The following is a 23,799-nucleotide window of genomic DNA, read 5'->3' on the forward strand; positions in this document are numbered from 1 at the left end:
ATCGAAAAGTGATGCAAAAATGCACCACAAATAGAATGAAAAACCGATCTAAAAATAGGTGTATTTATACGAACTGCATCCCACGCAAACTGTTCAGAATCAGCCGTTCATCCCGCGAATAGGCGGCCCGAACCAGCCGGTCGGCGTCCGTAACGATCTTTCCGGCGCGCAAAGCGGCTTCTTCGTAAATGGTGATGGGATACTGCCCGATGAATTCAGGATCGCGCTCGACCAGTGGGCACCGGTCTTTCAGGAAACGCAGCAAAGCCAATTCGTCCAGGTTGATGTCGTCCATGTAAACATTGCCTTTGCCGTCGTCGTACAGGCCGTAGGCCATGTGCGGCTTATTCGGGTTGATCTCGGTTAAAAGCCACTGGCCGTTGTGCATTTCCTTGCCCCGGTGGTTGTAGCCAAGGGTGGTGAAAAGCCGACAGACCGGCGTGTGGATGATCGTGCGGTTCTGGCCGTTTTCGGTCAGGCGGGCAATATCGTCCGGTGTCAGCAGGGGGTGTGGGGGTCGCTTTTTCATTGGGGGCCTTTCAGCCGGCGCGCGGCCTTGTCCAGGTCGTCGGGGTTGGTGGTGATAAATCCGGCCACGCGCGCCGCTTCGGCGTACACGCTGATCGGGTAGGAGGGATCAAACAGCGGGTCGGTCACTACGGGCTTGCCCAGGGCACGCGCCACGGCTTCCATGGTCGAAAGCGAAACGTGCCCCATGCGCGGCTGGCCGTCCGCCAGGTCGCACAGGCCGTAGCCCAAATCGGGATCGGACGGGTCTAGCTCGGTGAGCATCCAGCAGAGGTCACAGCCGTTTTCCGCAAAGATGTCGAACATGTATACCGGGATGTGGTCCTGGCCATGGTGGCGGCCGTTCTGGATCAGCTGTTGGGTCTGGCGGGGCGTCAGTTCGGACATGCCGGAAGGATAACCGGACGGATCGGCGTTGACAAGCCATAATGCCGGGGTAGGATAGGGGCATGAACCGCGCCGACCTCCTTGACCTCGCCAAGCAAACCGTCACCACCGAACGCACCGGCCATTACGGTGAGCCGGAAGATACGTTCGGTCTGATTGCTGGTTTCTGGTCGGTTTATCTGGGCGTGACGATCACAACAGATCAGGTCGCCATGATGATGGCCCTGCTGAAAATCGCCCGGCAGAAAGCGTGTCCGTCAAAACTGGATACGTATGTAGATTTAGCCGGATATGCGGCCTGTGGCGCTGAATGCGCGGAGGCGAAGTGAGAACCGATGCCCAGCTGATTAAACAGTGGTACAAAGCCTTCAAGGAAAACGCCGAATGCGCGACCTGTAAACACGAGGGATTGGTGCCGCAGCCCGGCAAGGTCGAATTTCACCACATCGACGCAACCAGCAAACGCGACTGTCTGAGCAACATGGCGTATAAGCCCACCTGGGACTGGCTGGAAATGAACCGCCAGCCGGTGACGGCCATCAGCTTTGCCATCGAGACGATGAAGGTCATGCCGCTCTGCCCGCGCCATCACCGCGATCTGCACCGTGCCGAGGAAATGGGCGAGGTCGAATACCTGGCGCGCAAGTACGATCTGTTGGGCGATCCCTTCTATCAGCGGGAGTTGTCGGCGTTCCGGGGTAATGTCCTGGACACGGTGCCGGGTGCCTTGATGCCTCAGATCAGCGAGGGGATGCTGGCGCTCATGGAATTTCAGCAACCGGCGTTTGTGTAAGTAAGTTCGTTGGATTTTCCGACGCTGACAGAATGTCTTATTCTTGGAAAATACGAATAACATAACATGCGTTATCAAACACATATTTGCAGAGTGCAGCCCCTCTTAGTTGGTGGAGTTGCACTTTTCTCATTTGCGGGGAAATTTTTGTATCTTCGTCCTCTCGTCCTAAATATCAAACTTTAATCATATATGTTAGATCGCTCCCGGTTCCAACAGGTCAATTATCAACAGACCGGGGATTTCTGTATCCTGGCGAGTTATGGCGTCGCGGTTAGTCCTTTTACAGGTATCGATCAGATCATCCTTTATTTTAAGGACTATTGTAATCTGTTCTCTTATTTAGAACGGGAAGCGAAAGAATATAACGATTATTTAAACACGAAACGGCAATCTCCCGTACCCTTTGATCCGGTTCAACTGCCGGAATGGGCATATATTGCTTATATGGGCGTGTACTTCTATAACCTAAATAAAATGAGCGGTTATAAAGGAATTCAATTTCTCCATGATAACAGCCTAACTAGACTTTTTGCTATGGCAAAACAAAAAGTAACGATCGATTTTTTGGGCCACATTGTCGGTCGTGAAAGCGAGTTCGAGCAAAGCTTGAAGGATAATAGTGATAACGTTGCTAATATTTGCTTGAATTATAATGACAAGAGACGAGGGGTTCACTCCGTTACTGTCGGATATGATCAGCAAGGCTTTTATTCGTATGACGTTAATGTGGGCACAATCCAACAAATCACTAAAAGCTTTCCAGAGTGGGCGAAGGATCAGGCTGCAACGCTAGGCGACGTGATGTTTTTTCAGCCGATCTAATACTCACCAACTTTCTGGTTGAGAAAATCGTTACCCAAAAACAAACCATTACACATCATGGAAGATCAAAATGGCGGAAACCTGAAAAAATCTGCCGATAAATTCCTAGGCCACTTTATCAATTCATACGCCACTGCAAAGGAGGGCGACATTGTAACGGAGAGTTTTGATCCTGAAAAAATCAGATCACAAGCACTAGATGATCTGGAAGATCTCCGGTTCCAGGTCGATGAAGCCAGCGGAAAAAGTGATGATGAAACCAACGAAAAATTGTCTCAAATCGAACTGCTCATCCAAGCCGGCTCGAACATAGATAATTTTCTGAACGCATCGCAAAGCGACATGGTCCAGGAAGAAATCGAGGACACTCTCATCGAGGATGACGGTGAACCAGAAACCCGGAACCGCCTGGATCAAGATAGCGTTGATAATGCCGGTTACAAATACGATCAATTAAGATCACTGTTTGACGAGGACATTATTAAGTTATACGATTTAATGCAAGATTATTAATAAAAAAAGCCCCTTAGCGGGGCTTTCGAGTTTCTTACCATTTCAAATTATCAGTAACTAAAATCTCCTGTTTTTCAAGGTGATGTGTTGTCTTCATAGGAATTGTCTTAAACAGCAAGCCGAATTTATCAGCCAGCCCGCGCACCTCTGGCGTATCATCATAGGTCAACATAAATTTGCCCTTTAATTGAGAGGTGTATTCAAACAGTTTGGCGTGATCTAACTCAAAAAAACTGTATAACCGCTTGCCGGCGACCGTGTAAGGTGGATCAATAAAGAAATAACAGTCCGTCCGATCGCGGTACTCTTCCAAAATTCGAAAGGCGTCATCCGTCCTAAATGTCATCTTGTCACGGATTTGCTGAATAGCCGTAATCCGGTCATACAATGTTTGAGGATACCAGCGGGATGCAATGCCCCTGCCATTTTCCCCTTTTTTCAATGGACCTGATCCCTTAGCAATAATACCGCCGTGATAAATCCGATTTTTTAAGATGGTGCTGAAGGCAATGTCACGGACCCGCTTGTCCAGTTTCTCAATATCTGCCTTAGCGTTATCCAGTGTTAAATCATAATTCAGAATCTGGTCCGCCAGCCATTGATTCTCATCGCTGAAAATCGTTTGCCAAACTGCCGCAATTTCAGGATCAAGTTCCGTCATCAATACCTGTTGCGCCAGGTCTTCAAAAGCAGCCGTGAGGCTGACAATTCCACCACCTGCGAACGGTTCGATCAATAACGGCACAGCTTTGCCATCCTGTTTAAGCCATTGGCGCACAGTAGGGATCAGCCAGGTCTTACCGCCTGGATAACGAAATGGGCTGCGTTGCGGCACGCTGGCCACATTGACCAAATGGCTTTTCGGCTTTTTAGGGTCTTTTTTTGGTTTTACAACCGAAACTTCATCATCGAACATGTTATACTGTATCATCGTCTTCACTATCCTCTGCTTCTGTGTCTTCGGCCAAAAGTGGAATTTCAGCTATGCTTTTTCCCTTTAACTTGGCATCCAGCGCCTTTTGCAGCTCGGTTGTAAATTTGTTTAGATCATCCGCTTCTGGAAAAATGAATTTCTCAAGCGATTGCTGGTAACTGGTATAGGCAGTTTGAACAAGATTCAATTCGTATCGTAATCCATCAGAAGATAACGATAAATCATAAATAAACCAAGTCAGATCCGCCCCATCAGGCGCAACAGTTTTCAGGTTTGGTAATGTGTCAAAGAAGGCTTTCTGAACGGCGACCGCCTGCTTTTTACCCCACTGCTTGAAGATACCTCCCTTTACAAGCATCTGTGGGATGAGGCGTTTAGTGGAGGATGACAGATAATCGGGGTTCGGATAATTCTTGGCGCCAGACCAGTCGAAATTTGGATTTTGATCCTCCATGTAGGTGTCAAAAGCACCGCTAATGGTCCCGGAGATATAAACGGCCTGCACTTCCAATGACCCAAAGTCTAGGATGCGGCCTCTATCATCGTGGCTGACCAAAACATAATCGATATTGCCAGCCTTTCGACCCTGCCTGTCTTTTAACCGGACCTCTGGCAGCGCTGTGTAGCGGACACCTCTACCGAAAAAGAACTCGGCCGCATCGGCAATCATTTTCCAACCTTCCCGGAAACGAACCGGGCAGGTGATAACGGGTGCAGACCTATGAAAAACACTACAAACTCCGATGGGATGCGTCACGCTAACCTTTGTGCAGTTGGGCGTGATGTTGTGAAATGGGCAAAGATTATTGTCACGGTGGCGTCTGACCTCTGGGGTATCATTGCTGATAGGGAAACCAAATACTTCTGCGAGTGGATTTTTCGGACGGCCTGGTGTCATCAATTCTATAAGAATATATTAAAGCCCAATAATACGAAAAGCCGGCCACTTTACCTGATCCGCATTTTGTAACGTTTTCACAACGTTCCTTGTAAAAATGTTATGGCTTTTCGCCCTTCCTCATCTCACGGGCAATGACCGCAGCACCTTATCTAGGCACACGCATGGGCTTTGTTTCAACCCCATACCGGCCTGTCCCTTTTGGTCGTCCGCGTTTAGTCTTGGTTTTCGTATTCATGAATAAAGCGGATCACGTTTTCAGAAAAGCCGTCGATATGAACCCATCGGCCATAACCAATGCCGTTTTTATTGGAAGCGACATTAATCAGATAGCCCTTGGCCGTTGGTAGCGGGTCACAGGCTCCATCATGGCTCTGCTCGTCGGTGATGACGATTAGGCGGTCATAATCAGGCATGACTTCTCCCAAAACCTGAATGGCTTTTTTCAGATAGGTTCCGAGATGAGATTGGCTCTTAATAATCGCATCAACCCCAGCCATACCGCGACGTGGCGGCACTTCGACCACACTTTCCGAAAAGCTGAACACACGCAAGGTGTCCGATTGAACGATGGCGCCTAAACCAGCAGCGGCATCTAACCGCGTCATATCGGATTTGGCTGATAGTTGCGCATCCATCGAACCCGATACGTCGATCAGGACAGCCGTCTTACCTTTCAGCGTCGGCAGCGCCTTGATGGCATCCATCATGGCCGTATCAATTTCCGGCTCGTACTGGGGCGCATGGCGGTCAGCCGCAATGAAACGGAATGGCAGCACTTTGTCAGCGCCCTTACGGGCCAGCAAGGCAGATCGGACCAGATCGCTATTCACATTCGACTGGATCATGTTGCGCAGATTTCGCAGCAAAGCCAGGTAACCAAGCTTTTCCTCACGCAACAGGCGTTCAAAGGTTTCCCTCTTATCGGCACCACCAGACAGAGCAACTTCCCATGTATCAGGTGCGACCAGGGTGCCATCGACCAGTTTTTTCCAAACCTGATCCTGTTCGGCATCCTTCGGTTTGGCGTGCACCATGAACAACACGTCGCGCAGTTTGATAGCGCCATCGCGGTTGTATTTAGCCAGTTGATATTCGGAAAACTTGGTAAAGGCTTTGGCTAGGCCCTTTTTCATCTGGGCCGGGATGGACTTGCGGCCATTACGCCAGTAAACCGCCAGCAATTCAGCCAGTTCATCCGCCCGGTTGATCGTATTATAGATCGCCTGAGCGTTTGGCTTAGTGGCCAGCAACAGTAAAGGGACATGCCGCAAGTTGTATTTGGTGCGGGCCTCGGTAGCCAAAGCATGGACTTTAGCTTCTGGAACATTTTGGGCCTCTGAAACGATGCGATCCGCAATGGTCTGGCCGTCTTCGTAGAATCCGTTTTCCCACAACAAGCAGGAAAGAACCGAACGGCGCAATTGTTGTTCAGGGTTGATAGTGGCGGCTTTCCCGCCTTCGTGTGTTTTGTTGGTATTATTGGTCTTAACATTCAGCCGCATTTTTGCCTCCTAAGCGGTTACAAGGCGCGGATGCTGGCGGACAGGAGAACAAGCGATAACAGTAACATACGTGCTCTGCCAACTGAGCTAACAATCTTTCGATTGTGAAGGACTCGAACCTCCGACCACGTCTTGAGCAAAGAAGTAACTGTTATCTACACTACCTAATCCATAAGCATCCAGGAACAAGCGAAAGCGGTCTTTTTCAAGCCAGAGAAGTAACCGTCTTCTTCACCTTGGATAAGATCACTTTATCGTACAATAAATAGGCTGTCAACAGAAAAAATGGTTAACATCTCATTTTTTCACCGTCGATAAAGACCAGACCGAAATCACCGACCGGTCTAAATCCTCGGCGATCTCCGTATGCGTCTCCATGTGATCGCGCACATAATCAAGCCTGTATTATGTTCAAAATGTTATGGCCAGAAAACCCTCAACCGATCCGCTTTAAAAGTGCGTGAACTGTTGTATGATGCCAGGCCGTACCATACCGCAGCGTCGGCACCTGGCGCCGGTTCAATTCATCGCGTATAGCCCGGATCGTGGTTATTCCCTGCCGGCGGATTTCCTCTATGGTAGGCCTGAGTTCTTCGGCAAACCGGTCGGAGTCGCTACTATTTTTCTCTCCTAGAACCGAACCGTTCTTGCCCAGCTTCACCCCCCGTCGTTTGGCAGCCTGGAGGGCGTCTTTCGTGCGGATGCTGATCTGCTCCCGTTCGTGCTCGGCAAAAGCCGCCAGCAGGTGCACCATTAATTTATTAGCGTAGGGGTTATCCACCGCCTTAAAATCAACCCGGCTTTCCATCAGGTTGGAGATGAACGCCACGTTGCGTCCAAGCCGGTCCAGCTTGGCAATGATCAGCGTGGCTTTCTCCTTCCGGCATTTGGCCAGGGCGACCATTAGCTGGGGCCGGTTATTTTTCTTGCCGCTTTCGATTTCGGTAAAGTGGGCCGTGATCTGGAATCCCTCGCGTTCAGCGAACAGGCGAACGGCCTCCTGCTGAGCTTCCAGACCTAGGCCACTTTTGCCCTGGCGATCGGTGGAGACGCGGTAATACGCCAGAGCTGGTTTCATGCCGGAGTGCGGTTGCTGAATGCGTTGGCTAAGGCTTGCCGGGTATCGTTTCTTTTAATTATCAGTTGCCTCAGTTGTTCTCTTTCCGCTTCGGATAACTCCGGACGCTTGGACACGCTCCACCATTCCTCATAGGCCGTATAGGCATCTATCAGTAGACTGCCAATGGCAGGGTCTTTTTGGGTGATTTGATTGATCAGGTCCGGGGTAGGTCCTAGTTCCGGCAGGTCGAGTAAGTAGGCGACGAATACCACCGAGCCGCGCAACGTTTCCTGTGCTTCTTGTTCAGTCATTGCCATTTTTAATGGTCGTTAGTTTCTGACAAAGATCGGCATTTTTTTCATATTTGTCACATTATAAACGTCCGTTTATAGTGTGACAAAGTAGTAGATGACATCCTCATCCTTCGATTTTTCAGGTTCGTACATCTCTTTGACCTACAATCAAATTTCATGGTGTCGCCTTTTTGGCCTTTTATCATCTTTGCAGCAGGGTATTACTAAACAGCCGTAGTTAACAATGGATATTATTTTTCAGTCAGGAGAGTTTATATCCGATGATAGCATGTGGGGCGATTTATTTGTAACCATTACAGGAACGACGCTGGCAGGTATTGTCACTGTTTGGGTATACTTCAATGGTCTTGATCAGAACAAACTAAACGAAGACCAGAAAAAGCAGCGATTTGAGACTGACCGGCTGGTTTATTTCACGGCAGTGTTGGACAAGATTATGGACATAATTGGAAAACAAATCGAGCAGCTAGATATTTTCACCAATGAAATTGATGAAAAGCCGTTCGAATTAGCCATGCTAAACACCTTCCCAACACACGATATTGAGAGGTTATCGAGCAGAAGTGACCACGCAGAATTTTATCATGCGTTTTCCAACAGGGATGGATCTGGTCCCGATTCCCTGAAAAGCTTTTCAATTATCTACTCGAAGATTGATTACTTCGATGCTCAAATCAAGGTCATGAATGATCACTGGAAACTGGCAATGAAACAAGAGTACGACCGAAGAACTAATTATCGGGATAGCATTATGGCTGTTAAAAACGCCTATGATGATTTGATAAAGAAATTAATAAATGACGATAGGCAAAAGGGGATTGCTAGGGAATTAGCGCAATTGTCTATACTGTATACCGCAGTCTATGAAAAAGACCCTGCTAATTTAACTACTGAACATACACAACTTATCCTACCACTTATCGGTTTGATTAAAGATTTCCGAGGTGAACCGGATTTCTATTTGTTATACTCAAAAGCCGTTCAGGCGAAGTTTAATTACGAGGCTTTAATTTATAACAATCAGAAGGTTGTTTCGTATTTTAAATCATACCGAAGTGAACTTGCCGAACACTTGCAAGATCTGAAAAAGCATACTCCGATTTTAGAGAAATATAGAAATCCAGTTAAAGAAGAGCCGTTACATAATGTACCTATGTGGCGGCGTCTGTTTCAGTCAATTTAAGAATAACTTAGTATCAGTCCTTTACTTAATATTCTTCGCCTCCGTATTTTTCAGTAAGTCTTCAATCAAAACGGGCCGGAATCCAATCTGCTCCACGCAGACATTGATATACCGGGGGTCATTGATCTTCATGGCGTGCGTATGGCCATGGATGTTAAAGCCAAAGCGGTCAACACACTCCGGATGAATGGGGATATGGGTCATAATAGCCCGGTTATCGACCAGTGCCAGTGACCGGATATCCTCAAAATATGGTGTGTAGTCCGACAGCTTAAACAGATCATGATTTCCCTTAACTAGCACTTTACGCCCACGCAGCTGTGCAAAAAGCTTGATGGCCTGGCGGGGCATGGCTATATCGCCCAGGACATATACCTTATCGTGATCCGTTACCGTCTCGTTCCACTGTGAAATGATGCGGTTGTGCATTTCCTCAAGGTTAGAGAAGGGGCGGATAGGTCGGCTATCCCCGTCAATAAAGCTCAGGATGTTTTGGTGTCCAAAGTGTAGGTCACTGATTACAAACCGTCGAATTGTCTTGGCCATTACCAGTTTTCCTTTCGAACTTTCAACAGGAAGTCATTGACGCGATCCAGATCCTGCCGGTTCTCCACTTGCGGCAATAATAACCGGGCTTGGTTGATAATCTGCTCGGCCAGATCAATGATCTCACCATCCCGATAAAGACCGGTCCGAATGTTCATTAGGATCTGTCGGCGCGCTTCATCCTCCACACGCAGGGAAAAACAGCCCTTTTCAAACAGGTCTAACAGGTTATATGCCGTACGGACGTAGGCAACGCCAAACTTTTCCCGACGGTTCAGGTGATTTTCCAGAAGCTTTTTCTGCTGGTTCTTGGAATAGCCCGCGAACGCATTGAAGGCATTCTTTGGATCGTACATGTACGGGAGCAGGCGGCGCATTTCCTGGGCGTAGGGGGTATCTATCTGCACGTCTGTTGAGACCAGCACTTCCAGCACGGACGGGTTCGCTTTGGTGCACAATTGCAGGAAATGGCCGATTTCATAACTGGTTTCGTCGATATCGCCTTCCAGCCAACTGGTGCCGCTGTATTTGAAGCCGATGGCCACGATTTCACGGGTCGGGGTAATGTGCACGCCGCGATAATCGTAATCACTCTGTTCGGTATGCAGGTTATGGGCCCGACTTCCTACCAAGGACTTAAGGATAATGGTTTTGTTGGTCAAGCATATCTCCTACAGGTTGTTGTGGTTTATAGTTACGCAGCAGTTTCTTCCCGATGACGGGTAGACCGTTTTCATGCTACTGCCTATCAAATATGGCAATCAACAATCGTTATCCACTTTTCAGAAGGGATTGTCTCAAGAATCTTGGTAAACTGTTCCTGCCAATCGTCTTTCTCATTAGTTACGGTTCCCCACCAGCCCATTTCGCCGCTCTCATACCATTTGCCGTCCATCAAAACAGCAAAAGTCCAAAAGTGGGATTTATTGGCGATAAACTGCTCCTCGGTCATGCCTGGCTTAATGCCATAGCGCCACTCCCGAATTTGAACATCTTCGCAAAGCTGAGCTTTGTCCCACGTTTCTTTCGCGGATTTACGGTATTCTTTGCGCATGGCTTCATAATCAAGATTTGATATTTGAGCCTGATCGTAGCCGGTCATGGGTTCGCCCATATTTGTCCAGCTTTTCTCGCCCTGCACGCCTTTGGACGAATCTTTTAATTTCAGCATCCCCTGCCACCGGCCGCCGATGGTCCACCAATCCCATTTTTTATTAGGGTTTGTCCATCGCCCGATTCCTGGCTGGCCATCTTCACGTTCAGCACCACCCCAGTCTTTGGCCCATTCTTCAAATGTCACGCCTTCGATTTGGGCCTCCTCTTCATAGGTCATTTCGACAATGCTGGCACCTTCCGGCCATACGGTTTTGGTATAAACAGCCGGCTCGTTGCCACTTTTGGACATGCTCGTCGGAAAATAACCAGCGTCATTCGGCTTCAAAAGTTGAATGGCTTTGTATTCCTGTTCGGAAATTTCAATCTGAAAATCTTTGTCATTATAAGGCTGGAGATAGCTTCCATCTGGCATTAAACGCATAGTTGTTTTGCCTTCTTTGAATTGCTTAGTCAGCTCTTCGGACATATCGAACCAGATAACATATTTGTCCTTTTTTCCTGTGCATTCATATTCATGGAAAGGCTGCAAGGCGGATTTAACATCGTCCGGGCTATCGGTGACGACCATTACGGTAAAATGCGACATTCATATTCTCCTTCAGGTTGTTGTAGTGTGGGATTAACTAGTCTGTTTTGCCTTCTTGACCTCGCGGGCGATGTACTTCCGGACTTTATCCCAAAGGATCACCGGCACACGCATCGGCTTGGTTTCAACCCCGTAACGTCCGCTTCCTTTGGGGCGGCCGGGTTTGTTCTTGGATTGCATTTTCACTTTCCTTTTTCGTGACCATCGTATATTATCGTACACTAAATAGGATGTCAACCGGAAAAGTGTGGGACCAAAACCCCTCATTTTTCGTTATTATTGCATAAAGGATTTCAGCATGACGACCGACGTTCAATTCAAAACAGGCCGGATGACCAAAGAGCCGCGCGACATGACACCAGCCGAGCGCGCGACCTGGCAACAGCAAATGGCCGAAAATGCCCGCGATTACCTGTTTTCCATCGGGCAACCGCTGGTCTATAAACGCGCCGATGGCCGTGTGGTGGCCGAACACAAAGACGGCCGCGTATTGGTGATCCAATGACCATTTACGTGATTGCTGGGCCGCCCGGCGTCGGCAAGAGTACCAACGGCGAGGAACTGATCCCAGCCGGCGTGCCCATCGTCGATCAGGACCTGGCCGCCTACCAGTACAAAAAGCAGGGGTTTGCCGATTATCAGGACATCGCCTCGATGGCCATCAACCAGCGGATTCGGGAATTCCTGTTCAACAAGCAGGATTTCGCGCTGGAACTGAATCTGGGCTTTCCCTCTCACTATCAATATTTCCGAACGATTGCCAATTTTGACCGGTCGAACCGTGTGGAACTGTTAATGTTCTACACCGATGATCTGGATTTGTGCCTGAACCGTGCCCGCGTGCGGCATGAGAGCGGTGGACATGAGGTGAAGCCTGAGGTAATTGAAGAAATGTACGGCGCCACGTTCCCGCTATTCGAGCAGAACAAGACGCTGTTTCACCGCGTCCGACTGGTGGATGTGACGTATGAAGCGACCGCGGAGGTCACGGCGGACACCAATCCGTTGCCGGATTGGGTGGTCAGGAATGGATTGCGGCCTTATTTGTAAAATTTACGGCTTCACGGTGTCGGTAGGCGCACTTTAAAAGTGTCAGCAGATGCACTTTGAACGTTTTTCTTTTTACCGGGAAGTTCCTGCCCATCAAATAACACCTCGCCATTATTTTTCACATAGGCCGCTCGGATAGAGTCGTCATCCATACGGGTCGTATCAATACCCATGCTGTCCAATTTCATTTTCAACAGATGGGGCATGGATTTCATGAACAGCGCTTGACCTTCTTTCTCTCCCTCTGCACGGCCAACGAGCCGGCCAATTATTCCACCACCAACAATCCCTACAGGAATTGCTATCAAGATCATTTTCCAAAAACCGAATTTCTTCTTTTCCATATCTGTAATATAGTGATCCTAATTGAATTAGCTTGGTTCATCTATCCATAATTAATAAAAACAGAATCAAGGTTGCAGGGTTAATGATAAAGCAGATTCAAGATGATACTATATACCTCATTTTCAGCAATTTAATCACTTATAACACAAATATTCCCGGCTGTTTTTTTGAAATTTAAGATTTTTCTTGCAGCTTTAAAATATCCTTCATTCATCTGCTAAGGGGTAGCCTGATGACGATTTTTCAAAAGAATAAATCCGTCATTGCTATGGCTGCCTCACAAAAAGCTCCAGCAGTTTATAACGAAAAGCCTGTACGCTCTAAACAAGCGAAGAACCTCGTCATCAAAAATAATGATTGGGTAAAAAGGCACGAAGAAATTACCCACGTAGGAGGTCTTTATGCAGACATGCTAAAGAAGTATGAGTGGCTGATCCGCCTATTCTTCGCTTTCACGCTTTTTGTAGTCGCGCTTCTGAGCTTCATGTACTTTGGGGCAGAACGAACTATAAAGTTCTTTTCATCTTCAATATTGGGAATAATTATTGATCGGATACTTAGATGGAAAAGCGGATAAATTGCCAGAATAGCGTATTTTAGATATACAATCTCAAATTCAAACTATCCGCAATTATGTTTAAACTAGTTTCTATTTTAGAAGACCACTTAACGAAAGAAACCTTTACAACGCGCGGCTATTTCTTCTCGGATCTCAATCTACAATCAGGCTCTTGTCGAATTACACTTACTTCTTCTAACAGTAGAATCAAACCAGATTATATTTATTTAACAATAACTGATGCGCCTCGAAAAAAGATAATGGTCGATTTTGTGACAAGCAGTGGTAATTCTTTCAGTAAGACCTTTAAAGATTCAGATGCGGCTGAACAGTTTATAATGGATAATTACTGACATTCGATCCGGTGGGAAGATTTGAACCATGAAAATAAATTGATACAAAGCATTAAATATCAGTTATTTATAAAAGATGCCATCATTTTTTTGTTGATTTGATGCTTGTGACCAAAAATTATTTGCATCTTTAAATACTGCTACTTCGACTACCGGACTGTCTATCGTAACAGGCTTCTATCGCTAATGCGATAAATCCGCCTTTACCAAGACAGGTCCGAGCTAATCACAGGAAACAGTACAGCACTCGCACGTCTCAGGTAATGGCACCAAATTTTAAAAATTGGTGTATCATGGCCGCACGCAAATCAAAATCACAAAAAATCAAGCAATTGGGGCTTGCCTTTAAAGAGGGTTGGTCTTGGATTATCTATCCTATAATTGTCATCTTCTGTTTTTCTTATTTTGAAATAGATAAAGCGACAGTTGGTACTGTGCTAACGGGTCTATCCAATTTAGCTGCGAAATATTTGCTTAAACCGAAATAGGGTGATGTACGTCATTACTGCAACTTCAATTTATAAGGCCGGCGCTTATACTCGTTATAGGCAGCCTCAAGGCTTTTGTAATCGTATAAATCAATATTTTTTCCTGTTAAGCTATTGAATAATGTCCATGCAAGTACTTGATCTTCTATATTGATATTTTCAATTGAAGGGGCAACAATTCTGTCATGAACTATACTCAAAAACTTTGGTTCATTCTCAGTATTCAACGCAGAACCATAGCTTTCACGGAATTGATCGATTTGTTTTGAAATATCCAATGCCTTGTATGTGATTAGAATATTTGCGGCTGAAGCCCTTAATTCTCTTGTTATTTTATCTATAGATGATTTGGCCTGCTCTCTAATTCTAGAATGTTGCGAGAATCTTTGGAGGCTATCTAACCACTGATAACTAAGGGGAAATGGATTAATGGCCGCCTTGTTGAGTAAGCCTAAATCATCAGCGTAAGACCTTACATTTGCAAGTTGACCATCAACAATTTTTGTAATCTCTGGAGTAAGTTTTTCCTTCGCTACAGCCTCGATAAAGCTTTCAATATTTCTTTCTCGGAATACTTGTGAAACACGATTAGCTGCTTCGTTTCTAGCCGCTGCACCAGCTTCTCTTTTAACGTTTTCGACAGCTACAAGAGCATCAGTTTTTGCACCGCCAATTTCACGCATCACTTTATCCTGCATTATAGATACTCGCTGATCCATTGCCGCTTCTTTGGCCATCAACTCCTTTTGTTGGTCTTTAACATCGTCCTTCATCTCCTTTATGGCGGATTTCATTTCTTGTCGTTCCGCTTGTAAAGCCGCCCGCATTTCCTGACCATTTGAAAAGAAAAACCAACTCCCCAAACCGGTGAGAATCGCTACAAATCCAGTTACACACCCTAATATCCATTTAAATAACTCAATTAAGCTTTTATAGTGTTTTTCTTCCTCTGTTGTGTTCCGGTTTGTATTTGATCCGGAACTTGAAGCAGTTGCCATATTATTAATTTTTATCTGAAGTTCTTTAAAGTGAAAAATAGAGTATTTTATCAATTACTGATTACTGGCTTCAAACATTTTTGCAAACCCTGCTCGTTTCCTTCATATCATTCGTGTTGGCAGGTTTGGGCGTCTCGGGCAGAAGCGGATGCAACTGGCTGAACGCGCATTGCTCGGTGCAATAAATCTGACGCGGGCCACTGTGGCGCTGATACGATTGCGGCGGTTCTTTACAGCATGTGCAGGGGTAGGGCATCAGTTGATCCCCTTGGCAATGCAATGCGCTTCGATCCCAGGCGATGCAAAAGATCTCTCACGCTCAACGGCTTTCTGCGCTTCAACGCACGCCGCCCTGTCGTCAAACTCTGCGCTTTCAACGGCGACGCCGCGAGTAGAGAAGGCCAGGATGATAAGAATGAATTTCATATAATCTCCTTAAAACAGTGTAAGTTGTTGTCCGACAGGGCGAACATTCGGCTTTTTCGGTTCTGGTTTCAGATCGGGTTTTCGATCTATTTTTGGCTCCGGTTTCGTCACTTCCTCGACCATCTCAATGGCCTGACGCGCCACCTCGATCTGGTCCTGTCGGCGCAGTTTCCGGTCCCAGCCGTCCAGGATGTGCGCCGGGGTGTGCCAGACGCTCCATTGCTCCAGCGACAGGGCGTTGCCGTGGATAACGGTGGCTGGTATATGCAACAGCGAAAACTGCGTGTAAGCCATGTGGACGCACCGGATGTCAATGTCGATGGCCGTTACGTGCATCCGTTTCTGGTAATTGATTTCCTCGTCAGCCAGTGCCCCGGCCATGGCGATCACCATAGCGCCCGACCCGCAAGCCGGTTCATGGACGCTGACAAAGCCTTTCCGGTCGATGATCTCCTGCACAGCCTGGCCGGCGGTGTTCATCTTGGCCATCATCTGGCAGAGGTTCCAGGGGGTGAAAAACTGCCCGGCGTGCTCGTTGTGGATTTCCAGTTCGTGAAACAGCTCGCCTAGGACGTCACGGGGGTGTTCGGTCAGTTCCATAGCCAGCATGGCGAACAGGTGGGCGATTTCGTTGGCCTCGGATTTGTCGTATTTCTTGACCGTGCGCATGTATTCGGCTTCGCGTGCCTCCTGGTTGCGCAGATCCACAGCGTTGCTCAGGGCATAGGACGACATGGCCCAGGTATCAGCGAACACGTTGTACGTGCCGTGACGACGGGAAAGCTGCTGGATGGTTTTTGCCATAGGGGAGGGCATTATACGCCTGCCTTGCTAATATGGCCAAGCAAGGTTCCCGATGGCTGCCCGCGCTCCCAGACGAACCAGGCATGAGCTGTTGGACTGGATGAGGTCCGTTGAGCTTGTGGAATATCATGGCGCCAGCAGTCGGCCCGGTCGGAACAGATGTAAATCCGGTTTGGGGGGTATTTTTCCCAGAACTCCCGGCGCGCCTTGCTCTCGTACCAAGCAAAACGCTGGAAACAGACGATCTTGCGGGCGCCGAGATCGAAAGCCTGTTCCACGAATTGCACGGCCTTGGAGAATGGTGGATTCATGAACACGGTGCAACCATCGAGCCGTTTATCATATTGAAGGAAGTCTTTGACGTTTGTAAATGGATACCCCCAATGGTTGATGTCGATGGCGTTGATGGTGTAACCAGACCGCATAGCAACATCGCTCAGGATGCCGGTTCCGCAACATGGATCAACGACGCACTGAGTCAGGATTTCTTTTCGCAGGATTGCTTCTGCCGCCCATTCCGGGGTTTCAAAGTGTTCCAAGCGTTTGCAGAGTTCCGTCAGGGTTTCGGTCATCAGCGGCCACCTTCAAACAGGTGTTCTGAAGCTCTGGCGCCACCATCGACCCTCTTAACCAATTGGCGCACCGATAAACGTTGCAGATAGGCATCGCGGCTGGATCGCTTATAACCGGTCGATTCACTGATAAAATCCCGATCGACAGCTGAAGGATAATTATTAATTAAAATGCTCAGAATGCGCTTTTCGCCCTCCGGAAGCGTATCCAGCCAGTATTGGCGCAGGGCATCGCCGGTCGGTAAGGGCTCGTAATCATCCCCCAGCGCCTCGATGCCGGCGGGGGTAGCCATCAGACCATCGGCAGCACCTGTAGCCCAGCCTTTGGATTTCAGGCGTTGGATGTACGCATCTCGGCTGGAACGTTTATAGCCGGTCAAGACCGTCAACTGCTCACGGGTGCATCCAGACAGATATTGTGCCAGGACAGCCAGGATTTTCTTTTCACCACCCCCCAAGGACGAATCAGCCGCTTTCTTAGCCAGATCAGCCGTCTTGGCCTTGGGGATTTTCACCACCTCCAGCTTACGCAGAAGGGGTTCCGGTGCATGCGTATTGGCGTTCGCCGGTTGTTGGACAAACCGCTCGACGGCCGCCATAGCGGCACGGTAACCGGTGGAATAGGCCTCGCTTCGAACCGTTTCCATTTCGTCAACAGTGGGACCAGTGGCTTTAAGCTGTCTCTCCAATTCGACAATCTGTTTTTTCAGGGTTTTCGGATCGTTTTCCTCCACCTGGTTGGAAACCGACTTCAAGCGGGTCTGTAGGGTTTCGATGTCGATAGCGGCCATCACCGGCTCTTTGCCCTCACCCTGGGGTGCCTTGCTGCTATCATACGTTGAAATCCGTGGGAATTGGGCCCGTTTCAGTACATCGGCCAATGGTGACCAGATCCAGCCTGTTCCCGATGGCAGAGAGGGCAGTTCAGCCAGCATGGCTTTACCTTGCTTCGGATCGGCCCATTCGCCGATCCATTCATTGACGGCGGCCCGGTCCTGTGGAGCGACCAGCCGCATGGCAATCAACGTTTCGACCTGGGTCAGGCTGTCCTTGTGCAGTTTAGCCGGCCGCTGGGTGATCAACATGATTTTCAGGCCAATACCCCGGCCCAGACTGACCAGGTTGTTGGCTGCATGGAGCATTTTGCCGCTCTGTGGATCAGAAACCCGGCCCTGAGGGGCAAATAAATGGGCTTCGTCAATGATCAGGTGCAGCGATCCCTTGTTCTTGCGAAGCAGCGCTTCGGCAAAATCGGCAAAAAACCGGGTTCGGTCACTCACTGATAACAGGCGGGTGTCAATGATAGCCGGGGTATGGCTGGTTCCGACGATTTCCGCCAACAGCTCACCGTGGGATTTGTCCAGGGGAACATCGGCCTTGGGCCCACCAAATACGACAACCGGGAAACCGTCGCTCTTGCCATCGGCGCCGGCGCGCAGTCCCCAGTAGGCTGAGGTTGGATCAATGATACAGACCCGCTTATTCTGGCGCAAAAGCTGTTCGACAACACCCTTGGCGGTGTAAGTCTTTCCGCTGCCGGTTTTCCCCAAAATGGCAACATGATTGTCCAGGGCGGATTCTGGTAAAGGGTGTTTCATTCTTGACCTCTCTCATAGGCAATGGCCTGGATGAGGGCGTGAAGCTCGGCCAGTTCTTCGGTGCCAGCGTATCCGGTTTTGTAAAGCGATTGTCCGTTCATTGCTTTATTGGGAACATCTATAAACTTATCAGTGATATGCTCTAACTTAGAATACCATTGATCCTTACCCCACGTTGGATACTGACCTATTGTTACTAGCCAACCCTCCGGCCGAATCGCTTTCAGCATGTCACGGCTGCGGGTGTAGCGTTTTACAGCCTCATAATCAGTAACAACCCCGTATATATTATATTCGACAGTTACCCATTCTTGATTTCCAGCGGAATCACCAAAGTACATAACGGTCGATCCAAGATATTTTGCCACAGCAGCATCAATCTCATCGAGCTTCGCGGTGTCATCTGGATCAACGGTCTCGATCAGTTTCAGGATTTCGGCGGCGGTGGTCATTGGCCACCAGCCTGACTGCGCTCATAGGCAATGGCCTGGATGATGGCGTGTAGCTCGGCCAGTTCTTCTGTGGGAAATGGAGGTGTTTTGATAGCAGGTTCTGCCAGATTATATAGCATTTCGCATATGAAAAGATCGGGATCGGGTCCCTCTCCATCGTGGCCAACTCGGATATAGCACCCCTGTGGCCGTATCGCTTTCAGAACGTCACGGCTGCGCGTGTAATTCCGGAATTCAGAAGATTCGAATGTAATGGCTGCGATGGCGGGTGTTTCATCTCCAAGATTTCGACGTCTTAGACTCAATCCTTTGAGATAAAATGTGACTTTTGCATCAATCACATCCAGAATCCCAGTGTGGGCCGGATCAACAGTTTCGATCATCCGTAAAATGGTCTGTGCGTCGTTCATTTAAGCCTCCAGCTTCATAATAGCAGATAAAAATGTGCCCAATTCCTGCGCCTTTTCCCGGCTCGGACAATCGGCCACACAGTCCAGACCGCCAAAGCCTTCCGCATTCTGTTTGTATCGCAGATAAACGGACCAGAACTGCGCCTGATCATCTGGCACCTGTTCGGTGTTTTCGCCATCATCGACGCAACCGTGGATTTCGATGTTTTCGATCTCGGTCAGCGGGGTGATGGGGTAGAGGGTAAAGGGTTCGTTCAAGATATTTCTCCCATTTTTCGTAATTCACGCAGTTTGTAGTGCACGGTGCTGACTGACCGGCCCAATTCCTCGGCGATTTCCTGCGCCGTATGTCCGCTTTCAAACAGCGAGATCAGGCTTTCGATCTCGATCTGCGACCAACGATTTCCACCCATTACCAGAACCTTCCATCCTGCTTGTAATAGATTTCATCCTCCCGCCAGTCTCTAAAGGCTGCATAGCATACCCATGCCAGAGCAATCAGAATAACGGCAGCCGCACCCATGAAAAAATAAGCCATTTCAGAAACCCTTTGCTGGCATTTTGGGGATTTTGCGCTCAGACAACAGGGCAAACGCCGCATCGTCTTTCTCTGCCTGGTCTTTCTCATAAACCCGGTTCATTTGGGCCAGAAAGACCTGACGGTCGTGTTTATACGTGATCGGGAAACTGTGCCAGACATACACGATAACCACGGGATAGGCCACGACGTATTTCAGGATTTTCAAGTAAACGGCTATCATTCTCGTCCCTCCCGCGCCGCCATCATAGCGTCGGCGTATTTGAGCGTGTGCATCACAACCACATCGGGATTTTCCAGACCGACAGCGGCAATGACCCCACCCATGATCGCTATCGCATATTCGTCCCACAGCGTTTTGGCTGGATTTTTATCAATCACGACCAACTCAGATGGCTTACTCCAATCGAGAGAGCGCAAGCTCAGCGGCTTTACCGGGTCGGGTGGGGTAAAAGCAAGCTTCACAGCATTGCGATATTTCACAATGCGCTCTTTTGGATGACGCAAATCCCACAAAAAGCTTTTGGCACTTCCGCACACAGTCTCTCCGCAACCCAGCTCAACCACCACAATATCATCAGGATCGACCGGACATTTTCCATACCTCCAGTTGATCCATCCATCGTCATTGGCCGCTGGCGTCGGTCCGGAGACGGCTTCAAGGGCTTTTTCCAGCGGGGGTTTCGGTTCGTCGGGTAGCAGTTCGATCAGGTCTTTGTCGCATGGCTGCCTTTCGTATCCATAATAAAGATCATGGTGATAATAACCAGCAGCGGTGTAAATTTCATTCGTATCTGTATAAAACGGAAAAAAGTAACTGGGTCTATTTTCAACGATCGCCACGATCTCACCACCCCGGCTACGATACCGCTTCCCAACCTCAAGCTTTTCAAAATTGCGTTTAGTCTTGATCATTGTGTGTTTCCTTTTGCTTTGGCAATAGCTTTTGCGCATTCGTCGGCCCACTCCTCCCACTGGTAGCGATCTGGAATACGATCTTTGTAAACGATAGCCGCATTTTTCATTCGAACGTGAGCTTTCTCCAAAGTCTCGATCAGATCATAATAGCTATTACAGGCGTGGACGATAAATTCGGCGTTGGCCTCATTTTCTTGCAAAAGAACCTCGCCATTAATTCTATTATCGCTGTAACCACCAGAAGAGCAAATCAATCGCTCCCCTGTTTTCTCAGTACTAGCCACAACGGCTGAATTCGTAATGCGCGCCAATCTCCAAGGCAATGGTGTGTGTTTCTGTCGAGCCACATTAACCTCCCCAGCCAAATTTCAGGATGGACAACAGGACCGGCAGACCCATCAGGATCGTCAAAAGGCCGACAAGAGCCATAATCTCGGATTCCATGGAGTTTTCCATAGCCATGATTTTGTTGATGAAAAGGTTTTTCATTTCAGCATCCCTTCCAATTCGTTAAGGTTAACCGACACCTGATGGATGGCCTTGCTGTATTGGCGGATCTGTTGGCCAATATCACTGCCACGGGTGGTCATGAGCCTGGGTCGTTTGGCAAACTGACCGTTTCTTTCTCGCTGATAACGCTGGGCGCTATCCAGGCGGAGATAGCCTTTGTGGTAATATTCACGCAGCTGCTCAGAGAAAGTATAATCGTGTTTCAACTGTTGCAAATCCTGCAACAGTTGCTGGACACGGTTCTGTTCAGCTAGACAGAACAGAGACAGGTCTTCGTACTTTTTGCGGGAAACCGGCAGACGAAGGGTGTTCTTGGCCATCTGGCCGATCAACGGCAAATGGTGTCGGATATACAGGGCCAGGCCTTGCATGATAGCTCCTTAAGTTGTTTTCCTGTCCCCATTGTATCAAGCCTGATTCGCCCTGTCAAGCATTATCTGTCACAAATACCAGAAAATAATTAGCGGCGTGGCCGGGGTCTGATCACCCAGATCCCGCCCCGCTCCGGATCGGTTTCGGTCTTGAACCGTAGATCGTGGTATTTCGCGTATTCGCGGGCGGCATTACCCACTTTCCGGGGCTGATCGGTCGGAATAAAGACCTCACCGCCCAGGCGGATGGCCGAAAAAGGGTAAACCGGCGGCTTACCCTTGGGACGTTTCTTAAGGCGTTCCTTTTCCTTAGGCATCAGACACCTCAATAGGGGATTTCATCATCAAGAATGGTCGAAATATCGTCTTCCGGATAATCGGCACCGGAATGCTCGCCCTGCTTTTCAAGGCGATCCAGAATGATCATTTCGCCACTTTTAGGCCGCAAAACGATTTCCGTAACAAAGTGATCCTTGCCGTTCTCGTCCGTCCATTTGCGGTTTTCCAGTTGGCCACGGATAAACACCCGGCTGCCTTTTTTCAGGTAGCTTTCGGCAATGCCGGACAATCCATCATTGAAAATCACAATGCGGTGCCACTGAGTATAATCCCGACGCTCGCCGGTGTTTTTGTCCTTGTAGCTTTCGGACGTGGCGACGGTAAAGCCGGCAATACGCATATCCGCCTGGTTACGACGGATTTCCGGATCGCGGCCGAGGTAACCGATAATTTGAACTTGATTAAGGCATTTTGGCATTCATAATCTCCTGTAAATGAATGGTTATTTGGAAAAATTGGCGAAACAGCGGTTATCGATGCTTTTTAGTCCTTGTACGGATCTCTGACATCCGAACCCGCCATGCAGACAATGATGGGGGTCAGGCGGTGTTCGATCTCGACGCTGTCCTGGTGATAGCTTAAAACATCCTCCAGTTTCTTGTAACAGGCCGGGGCTTCGTCAGCACCACCCCCGAACAGATGGATGCCCTGGGCTTTCTGGGTGGCGCGCATGGCGTCTTCGTCGATCAAACCGGGTGCGATCTTCACGCGATTAGGACCCCACCCCTTGAATTTACCGGCGGCCTGGGTCCGGGACATGATCCGGCCGGCGCCATGGACGGTCGAATACAGGTTCTGTTTCGCCTCCGGGGTATCCTTGCCGCGCACGATCACGCTCTGGTCCAGCATATTCGAGCCAATAAAGCTGCGCTGGCCGGGAAAGGCCGGGGTTGAGCCCTTGCGAACGACGAAATACGTCTCGCCGTCGTGCTCCTCGATCCAGGCGAAATTATGGTGGTTGTGAACCATGTCCAGGCGCTCAGGGGTGCCCTGGATGATCCGACTTACGGTATCGCACACCCATTCGCGGCCGGCATAGGCATACTGACCGCCCAGGGTCATGGCCTCCAGATAGGCCTGGCCGATGTCTGATTTCATATCGACGATGGCCGGGTCAGCATTCATGCCATCGCTGGCGCCGATCTTTTTCAGGAAGTGCGTCGTGGCCTTGTGGCCGAGGCCCCGCGAACCAAAATGGACGCCGACCCAGACAAAGTCGTCTTCGTCTTTGAACACGTCAACGTAATGGTTGCCAGATCCGACGGTTCCCAATTGGGCAGCGGCCATGTCTTTCAACCCAATCAGCGCTTCATTCTGCCAGTTGGCCGTATCCAGGAATTCGGCTTCCACCGGTGTTTCGTTGATGCGTCCGACCCCAAAGCTGATGGCACGGTTGATCTTGCGGCCAATCTCTTTCCAGTCGGCGATCTCCGAGGCCTTGACCGGCAACTTTACCGCCATATTGCCACAGGCGATGTCAAAACCGACCCCAGAGATGGAAATCCGGTCCTTGTAGGCGGCTACACCACCGATCGGGTGGCCATATCCCAAATGGCCGTCCGCGCATAAGACGAATTTGTCGGCGCCTTTGGCCAGGACATTCTGGGCCTGGGCGATTGTGTTGGGTTCGTGTTCACCAATGATCTTGAGCATATTGAATCTCCAAAAGTTAGTGTGCCGCCGTGGACCGCTTGCCCGTGACTTCAGCCCCGTTCCGGTCCCGAGCGATCCTTGGTTTACTCCGACAGGCGGCATGCCGGTCAGTCTCCCGGTGGGGCATTTGCTGGACAGGGGCCAGGCGCTACTCTGGCTGACGGACTTTCGGTCGCTCGCAGTCAATACGTTGATCTGGACTGGAAACCAACCATCTTTCAGCAACG

38 protein-coding genes are annotated in these 23,799 nt (G+C 49.0%); 9 read left to right on the forward strand and 29 right to left on the reverse strand.

Annotated features, from left to right (window positions below):
• Nucleotides 1-64 precede the first annotated feature (64 nt).
• Together ACYVH9_RS29970 and ACYVH9_RS29975 are read right to left on the reverse strand one after the other, a co-directional pair.
• Entirely contained in the window at nt 65-529 is a 465-nt protein-coding gene (locus ACYVH9_RS29970; RefSeq protein WP_460640140.1) for a DUF2958 domain-containing protein, read from the reverse strand.
• Nucleotides 526-915 (reverse strand): DUF2958 domain-containing protein, encoded by a 390-nt coding sequence (locus ACYVH9_RS29975; RefSeq protein ID WP_460640141.1) that lies wholly within the window; start codon nt 913-915, stop codon nt 526-528. The genes ACYVH9_RS29970 and ACYVH9_RS29975 overlap by 4 nt, the downstream gene beginning before the upstream one ends.
• Nucleotides 916-977: 62 nt before the next feature.
• Between ACYVH9_RS29975 and ACYVH9_RS29980 the strand changes: the two genes are divergently transcribed.
• From ACYVH9_RS29980 to ACYVH9_RS29995, 4 genes are all read left to right on the forward strand, one after another.
• The gene (locus tag ACYVH9_RS29980) at nt 978-1,244 is read left to right on the forward strand and encodes a DUF6378 domain-containing protein (RefSeq protein WP_460640142.1); all 267 of its coding nucleotides are present in this window, start codon (nt 978-980) and stop codon (nt 1,242-1,244) included.
• A complete protein-coding gene (locus ACYVH9_RS29985) occupies nt 1,241-1,708 on the forward strand; it encodes a hypothetical protein (RefSeq protein WP_460640143.1) in 468 nt (155 codons plus the stop codon). Before ACYVH9_RS29980 ends, ACYVH9_RS29985 begins: the two co-directional genes overlap by 4 nt.
• 192 nt (nt 1,709-1,900) lie before the next feature.
• Nucleotides 1,901-2,533: a hypothetical protein gene (locus ACYVH9_RS29990; RefSeq protein WP_460640144.1), complete on the forward strand. Its 633-nt coding sequence runs from the start codon at nt 1,901-1,903 to the stop codon at nt 2,531-2,533.
• 57 nt (nt 2,534-2,590) lie between these two features.
• Nucleotides 2,591-3,046, forward strand: a complete 456-nt coding sequence (locus ACYVH9_RS29995) for a hypothetical protein (protein WP_460640145.1) — start codon at nt 2,591-2,593, stop codon at nt 3,044-3,046.
• Between the two features lie 34 nt (nt 3,047-3,080).
• Here the strand turns inward: ACYVH9_RS29995 and ACYVH9_RS30000 are convergent, their stop codons facing one another.
• The 5 genes from ACYVH9_RS30000 to ACYVH9_RS30020 all read right to left on the reverse strand — a co-directional run bounded on the left by ACYVH9_RS30000 (nt 3,081) and on the right by ACYVH9_RS30020 (nt 7,760).
• Nucleotides 3,081-3,962, reverse strand: coding sequence for a DNA adenine methylase (locus tag ACYVH9_RS30000; RefSeq protein WP_460640146.1), 882 nt, complete (start codon nt 3,960-3,962; stop codon nt 3,081-3,083).
• A 1-nt stretch (nt 3,963) separates the two neighbouring features.
• Entirely contained in the window at nt 3,964-4,878 is a 915-nt protein-coding gene (locus ACYVH9_RS30005; protein WP_460640147.1) for a NotI family restriction endonuclease, read from the reverse strand.
• A gap of 215 nt (nt 4,879-5,093) precedes the next feature.
• Nucleotides 5,094-6,383, reverse strand: a complete 1,290-nt coding sequence (locus ACYVH9_RS30010) for a TROVE domain-containing protein (protein ID WP_460640148.1) — start codon at nt 6,381-6,383, stop codon at nt 5,094-5,096.
• Nucleotides 6,384-6,819: 436 nt separating this feature from the next.
• Nucleotides 6,820-7,461, reverse strand: a complete 642-nt coding sequence (locus tag ACYVH9_RS30015; protein WP_460640149.1) for a recombinase family protein — start codon at nt 7,459-7,461, stop codon at nt 6,820-6,822.
• A complete protein-coding gene (locus tag ACYVH9_RS30020; RefSeq protein ID WP_460640150.1) occupies nt 7,458-7,760 on the reverse strand; it encodes a hypothetical protein in 303 nt (100 codons plus the stop codon). The genes ACYVH9_RS30015 and ACYVH9_RS30020 overlap by 4 nt, the downstream gene beginning before the upstream one ends.
• A 220-nt stretch (nt 7,761-7,980) precedes the next feature.
• Here ACYVH9_RS30020 and ACYVH9_RS30025 point away from each other — a divergent pair, with 220 nt between their 5' ends.
• Complete coding sequence (locus ACYVH9_RS30025) at nt 7,981-8,940, forward strand: hypothetical protein (RefSeq protein WP_460640151.1); 960 nt, start codon at nt 7,981-7,983, stop codon at nt 8,938-8,940.
• A 21-nt stretch (nt 8,941-8,961) separates the two neighbouring features.
• Here ACYVH9_RS30025 and ACYVH9_RS30030 read toward each other — a convergent pair whose 3' ends face one another.
• From ACYVH9_RS30030 to ACYVH9_RS30045, 4 genes are all read right to left on the reverse strand, one after another.
• Nucleotides 8,962-9,486, reverse strand: coding sequence for a metallophosphoesterase family protein (locus ACYVH9_RS30030; RefSeq protein WP_460640152.1), 525 nt, complete (start codon nt 9,484-9,486; stop codon nt 8,962-8,964).
• Nucleotides 9,486-10,148, reverse strand: coding sequence for a nucleotidyltransferase domain-containing protein (locus tag ACYVH9_RS30035; protein ID WP_460640153.1), 663 nt, complete (start codon nt 10,146-10,148; stop codon nt 9,486-9,488). Before ACYVH9_RS30035 ends, ACYVH9_RS30030 begins: the two co-directional genes overlap by 1 nt.
• 86 nt (nt 10,149-10,234) lie before the next feature.
• Nucleotides 10,235-11,188, reverse strand: coding sequence for a hypothetical protein (locus ACYVH9_RS30040; RefSeq protein ID WP_460640154.1), 954 nt, complete (start codon nt 11,186-11,188; stop codon nt 10,235-10,237).
• A gap of 33 nt (nt 11,189-11,221) precedes the next feature.
• Nucleotides 11,222-11,368, reverse strand: coding sequence for a hypothetical protein (locus ACYVH9_RS30045; RefSeq protein WP_460640155.1), 147 nt, complete (start codon nt 11,366-11,368; stop codon nt 11,222-11,224).
• 118 nt (nt 11,369-11,486) lie between these two features.
• Here ACYVH9_RS30045 and ACYVH9_RS30050 point away from each other — a divergent pair, with 118 nt between their 5' ends.
• Both ACYVH9_RS30050 and ACYVH9_RS30055 read left to right on the forward strand, forming a co-directional pair.
• Nucleotides 11,487-11,693 carry a hypothetical protein gene (locus ACYVH9_RS30050; protein WP_460640156.1) on the forward strand — a complete coding sequence of 69 codons (207 nt, stop codon included), beginning with the start codon at nt 11,487-11,489 and terminating at the stop codon, nt 11,691-11,693.
• A gap of 8 nt (nt 11,694-11,701) precedes the next feature.
• On the forward strand, nt 11,702-12,238 hold the full coding sequence (locus ACYVH9_RS30055) for a hypothetical protein (RefSeq protein WP_460640157.1): 537 nt from the start codon (nt 11,702-11,704) through the stop codon (nt 12,236-12,238).
• Nucleotides 12,239-12,249: 11 nt separating this feature from the next.
• Here ACYVH9_RS30055 and ACYVH9_RS30060 read toward each other — a convergent pair whose 3' ends face one another.
• Nucleotides 12,250-12,582: a hypothetical protein gene (locus ACYVH9_RS30060; protein WP_460640158.1), complete on the reverse strand. Its 333-nt coding sequence runs from the start codon at nt 12,580-12,582 to the stop codon at nt 12,250-12,252.
• Between the two features lie 233 nt (nt 12,583-12,815).
• Here ACYVH9_RS30060 and ACYVH9_RS30065 point away from each other — a divergent pair, with 233 nt between their 5' ends.
• Entirely contained in the window at nt 12,816-13,160 is a 345-nt protein-coding gene (locus tag ACYVH9_RS30065; RefSeq protein WP_460640159.1) for a hypothetical protein, read from the forward strand.
• 628 nt (nt 13,161-13,788) lie between these two features.
• Nucleotides 13,789-13,983, forward strand: a complete 195-nt coding sequence (locus ACYVH9_RS30070) for a hypothetical protein (protein WP_460640160.1) — start codon at nt 13,789-13,791, stop codon at nt 13,981-13,983.
• A 14-nt stretch (nt 13,984-13,997) separates the two neighbouring features.
• Here ACYVH9_RS30070 and ACYVH9_RS30075 read toward each other — a convergent pair whose 3' ends face one another.
• From ACYVH9_RS30075 to ACYVH9_RS30155, 17 genes are all read right to left on the reverse strand, one after another.
• Complete coding sequence (locus ACYVH9_RS30075) at nt 13,998-14,981, reverse strand: hypothetical protein (RefSeq protein ID WP_460640161.1); 984 nt, start codon at nt 14,979-14,981, stop codon at nt 13,998-14,000.
• Nucleotides 14,982-15,236: 255 nt separating this feature from the next.
• Entirely contained in the window at nt 15,237-15,407 is a 171-nt protein-coding gene (locus tag ACYVH9_RS30080) for a hypothetical protein (RefSeq protein ID WP_460640162.1), read from the reverse strand.
• Nucleotides 15,408-15,416: 9 nt separating this feature from the next.
• On the reverse strand, nt 15,417-16,211 hold the full coding sequence (locus ACYVH9_RS30085) for an N-6 DNA methylase (protein WP_460640163.1): 795 nt from the start codon (nt 16,209-16,211) through the stop codon (nt 15,417-15,419).
• 11 nt (nt 16,212-16,222) lie between these two features.
• Nucleotides 16,223-16,783, reverse strand: coding sequence for a hypothetical protein (locus tag ACYVH9_RS30090; protein ID WP_460640164.1), 561 nt, complete (start codon nt 16,781-16,783; stop codon nt 16,223-16,225).
• Nucleotides 16,783-18,381 (reverse strand): ATP-binding protein, encoded by a 1,599-nt coding sequence (locus ACYVH9_RS30095; protein WP_460640165.1) that lies wholly within the window; start codon nt 18,379-18,381, stop codon nt 16,783-16,785. Before ACYVH9_RS30095 ends, ACYVH9_RS30090 begins: the two co-directional genes overlap by 1 nt.
• Nucleotides 18,378-18,833, reverse strand: a complete 456-nt coding sequence (locus tag ACYVH9_RS30100; protein ID WP_460640166.1) for a hypothetical protein — start codon at nt 18,831-18,833, stop codon at nt 18,378-18,380. The genes ACYVH9_RS30095 and ACYVH9_RS30100 overlap by 4 nt, the downstream gene beginning before the upstream one ends.
• On the reverse strand, nt 18,830-19,243 hold the full coding sequence (locus tag ACYVH9_RS30105) for a hypothetical protein (RefSeq protein ID WP_460640167.1): 414 nt from the start codon (nt 19,241-19,243) through the stop codon (nt 18,830-18,832). Before ACYVH9_RS30105 ends, ACYVH9_RS30100 begins: the two co-directional genes overlap by 4 nt.
• A complete protein-coding gene (locus ACYVH9_RS30110) occupies nt 19,244-19,501 on the reverse strand; it encodes a hypothetical protein (protein WP_460640168.1) in 258 nt (85 codons plus the stop codon). It lies immediately after the preceding gene.
• Nucleotides 19,498-19,656 (reverse strand): winged helix-turn-helix domain-containing protein, encoded by a 159-nt coding sequence (locus ACYVH9_RS30115; RefSeq protein WP_460640169.1) that lies wholly within the window; start codon nt 19,654-19,656, stop codon nt 19,498-19,500. Before ACYVH9_RS30115 ends, ACYVH9_RS30110 begins: the two co-directional genes overlap by 4 nt.
• Nucleotides 19,657-19,782: 126 nt before the next feature.
• Entirely contained in the window at nt 19,783-20,004 is a 222-nt protein-coding gene (locus ACYVH9_RS30120; RefSeq protein WP_460640170.1) for a hypothetical protein, read from the reverse strand.
• Nucleotides 20,001-20,696 (reverse strand): hypothetical protein, encoded by a 696-nt coding sequence (locus ACYVH9_RS30125; RefSeq protein ID WP_460640171.1) that lies wholly within the window; start codon nt 20,694-20,696, stop codon nt 20,001-20,003. The genes ACYVH9_RS30120 and ACYVH9_RS30125 overlap by 4 nt, the downstream gene beginning before the upstream one ends.
• Nucleotides 20,693-21,010 (reverse strand): hypothetical protein, encoded by a 318-nt coding sequence (locus ACYVH9_RS30130; RefSeq protein ID WP_460640172.1) that lies wholly within the window; start codon nt 21,008-21,010, stop codon nt 20,693-20,695. Before ACYVH9_RS30130 ends, ACYVH9_RS30125 begins: the two co-directional genes overlap by 4 nt.
• Before the next feature lie 37 nt (nt 21,011-21,047).
• The gene (locus tag ACYVH9_RS30135; RefSeq protein ID WP_460640173.1) at nt 21,048-21,188 is read right to left on the reverse strand and encodes a hypothetical protein; all 141 of its coding nucleotides are present in this window, start codon (nt 21,186-21,188) and stop codon (nt 21,048-21,050) included.
• Nucleotides 21,185-21,580, reverse strand: coding sequence for a hypothetical protein (locus ACYVH9_RS30140; protein ID WP_460640174.1), 396 nt, complete (start codon nt 21,578-21,580; stop codon nt 21,185-21,187). Before ACYVH9_RS30140 ends, ACYVH9_RS30135 begins: the two co-directional genes overlap by 4 nt.
• Nucleotides 21,581-21,669: 89 nt before the next feature.
• Complete coding sequence (locus ACYVH9_RS30145; RefSeq protein WP_460640175.1) at nt 21,670-21,897, reverse strand: hypothetical protein; 228 nt, start codon at nt 21,895-21,897, stop codon at nt 21,670-21,672.
• Between the two features lie 8 nt (nt 21,898-21,905).
• Nucleotides 21,906-22,337, reverse strand: a complete 432-nt coding sequence (gene ssb, locus ACYVH9_RS30150; RefSeq protein ID WP_460640176.1) for a single-stranded DNA-binding protein — start codon at nt 22,335-22,337, stop codon at nt 21,906-21,908.
• A gap of 65 nt (nt 22,338-22,402) precedes the next feature.
• On the reverse strand, nt 22,403-23,572 hold the full coding sequence (locus ACYVH9_RS30155; RefSeq protein ID WP_460640177.1) for an RtcB family protein: 1,170 nt from the start codon (nt 23,570-23,572) through the stop codon (nt 22,403-22,405).
• Nucleotides 23,573-23,799: the final 227 nt, after the last annotated feature.

The organism is Larkinella harenae, from assembly GCF_054780515.1.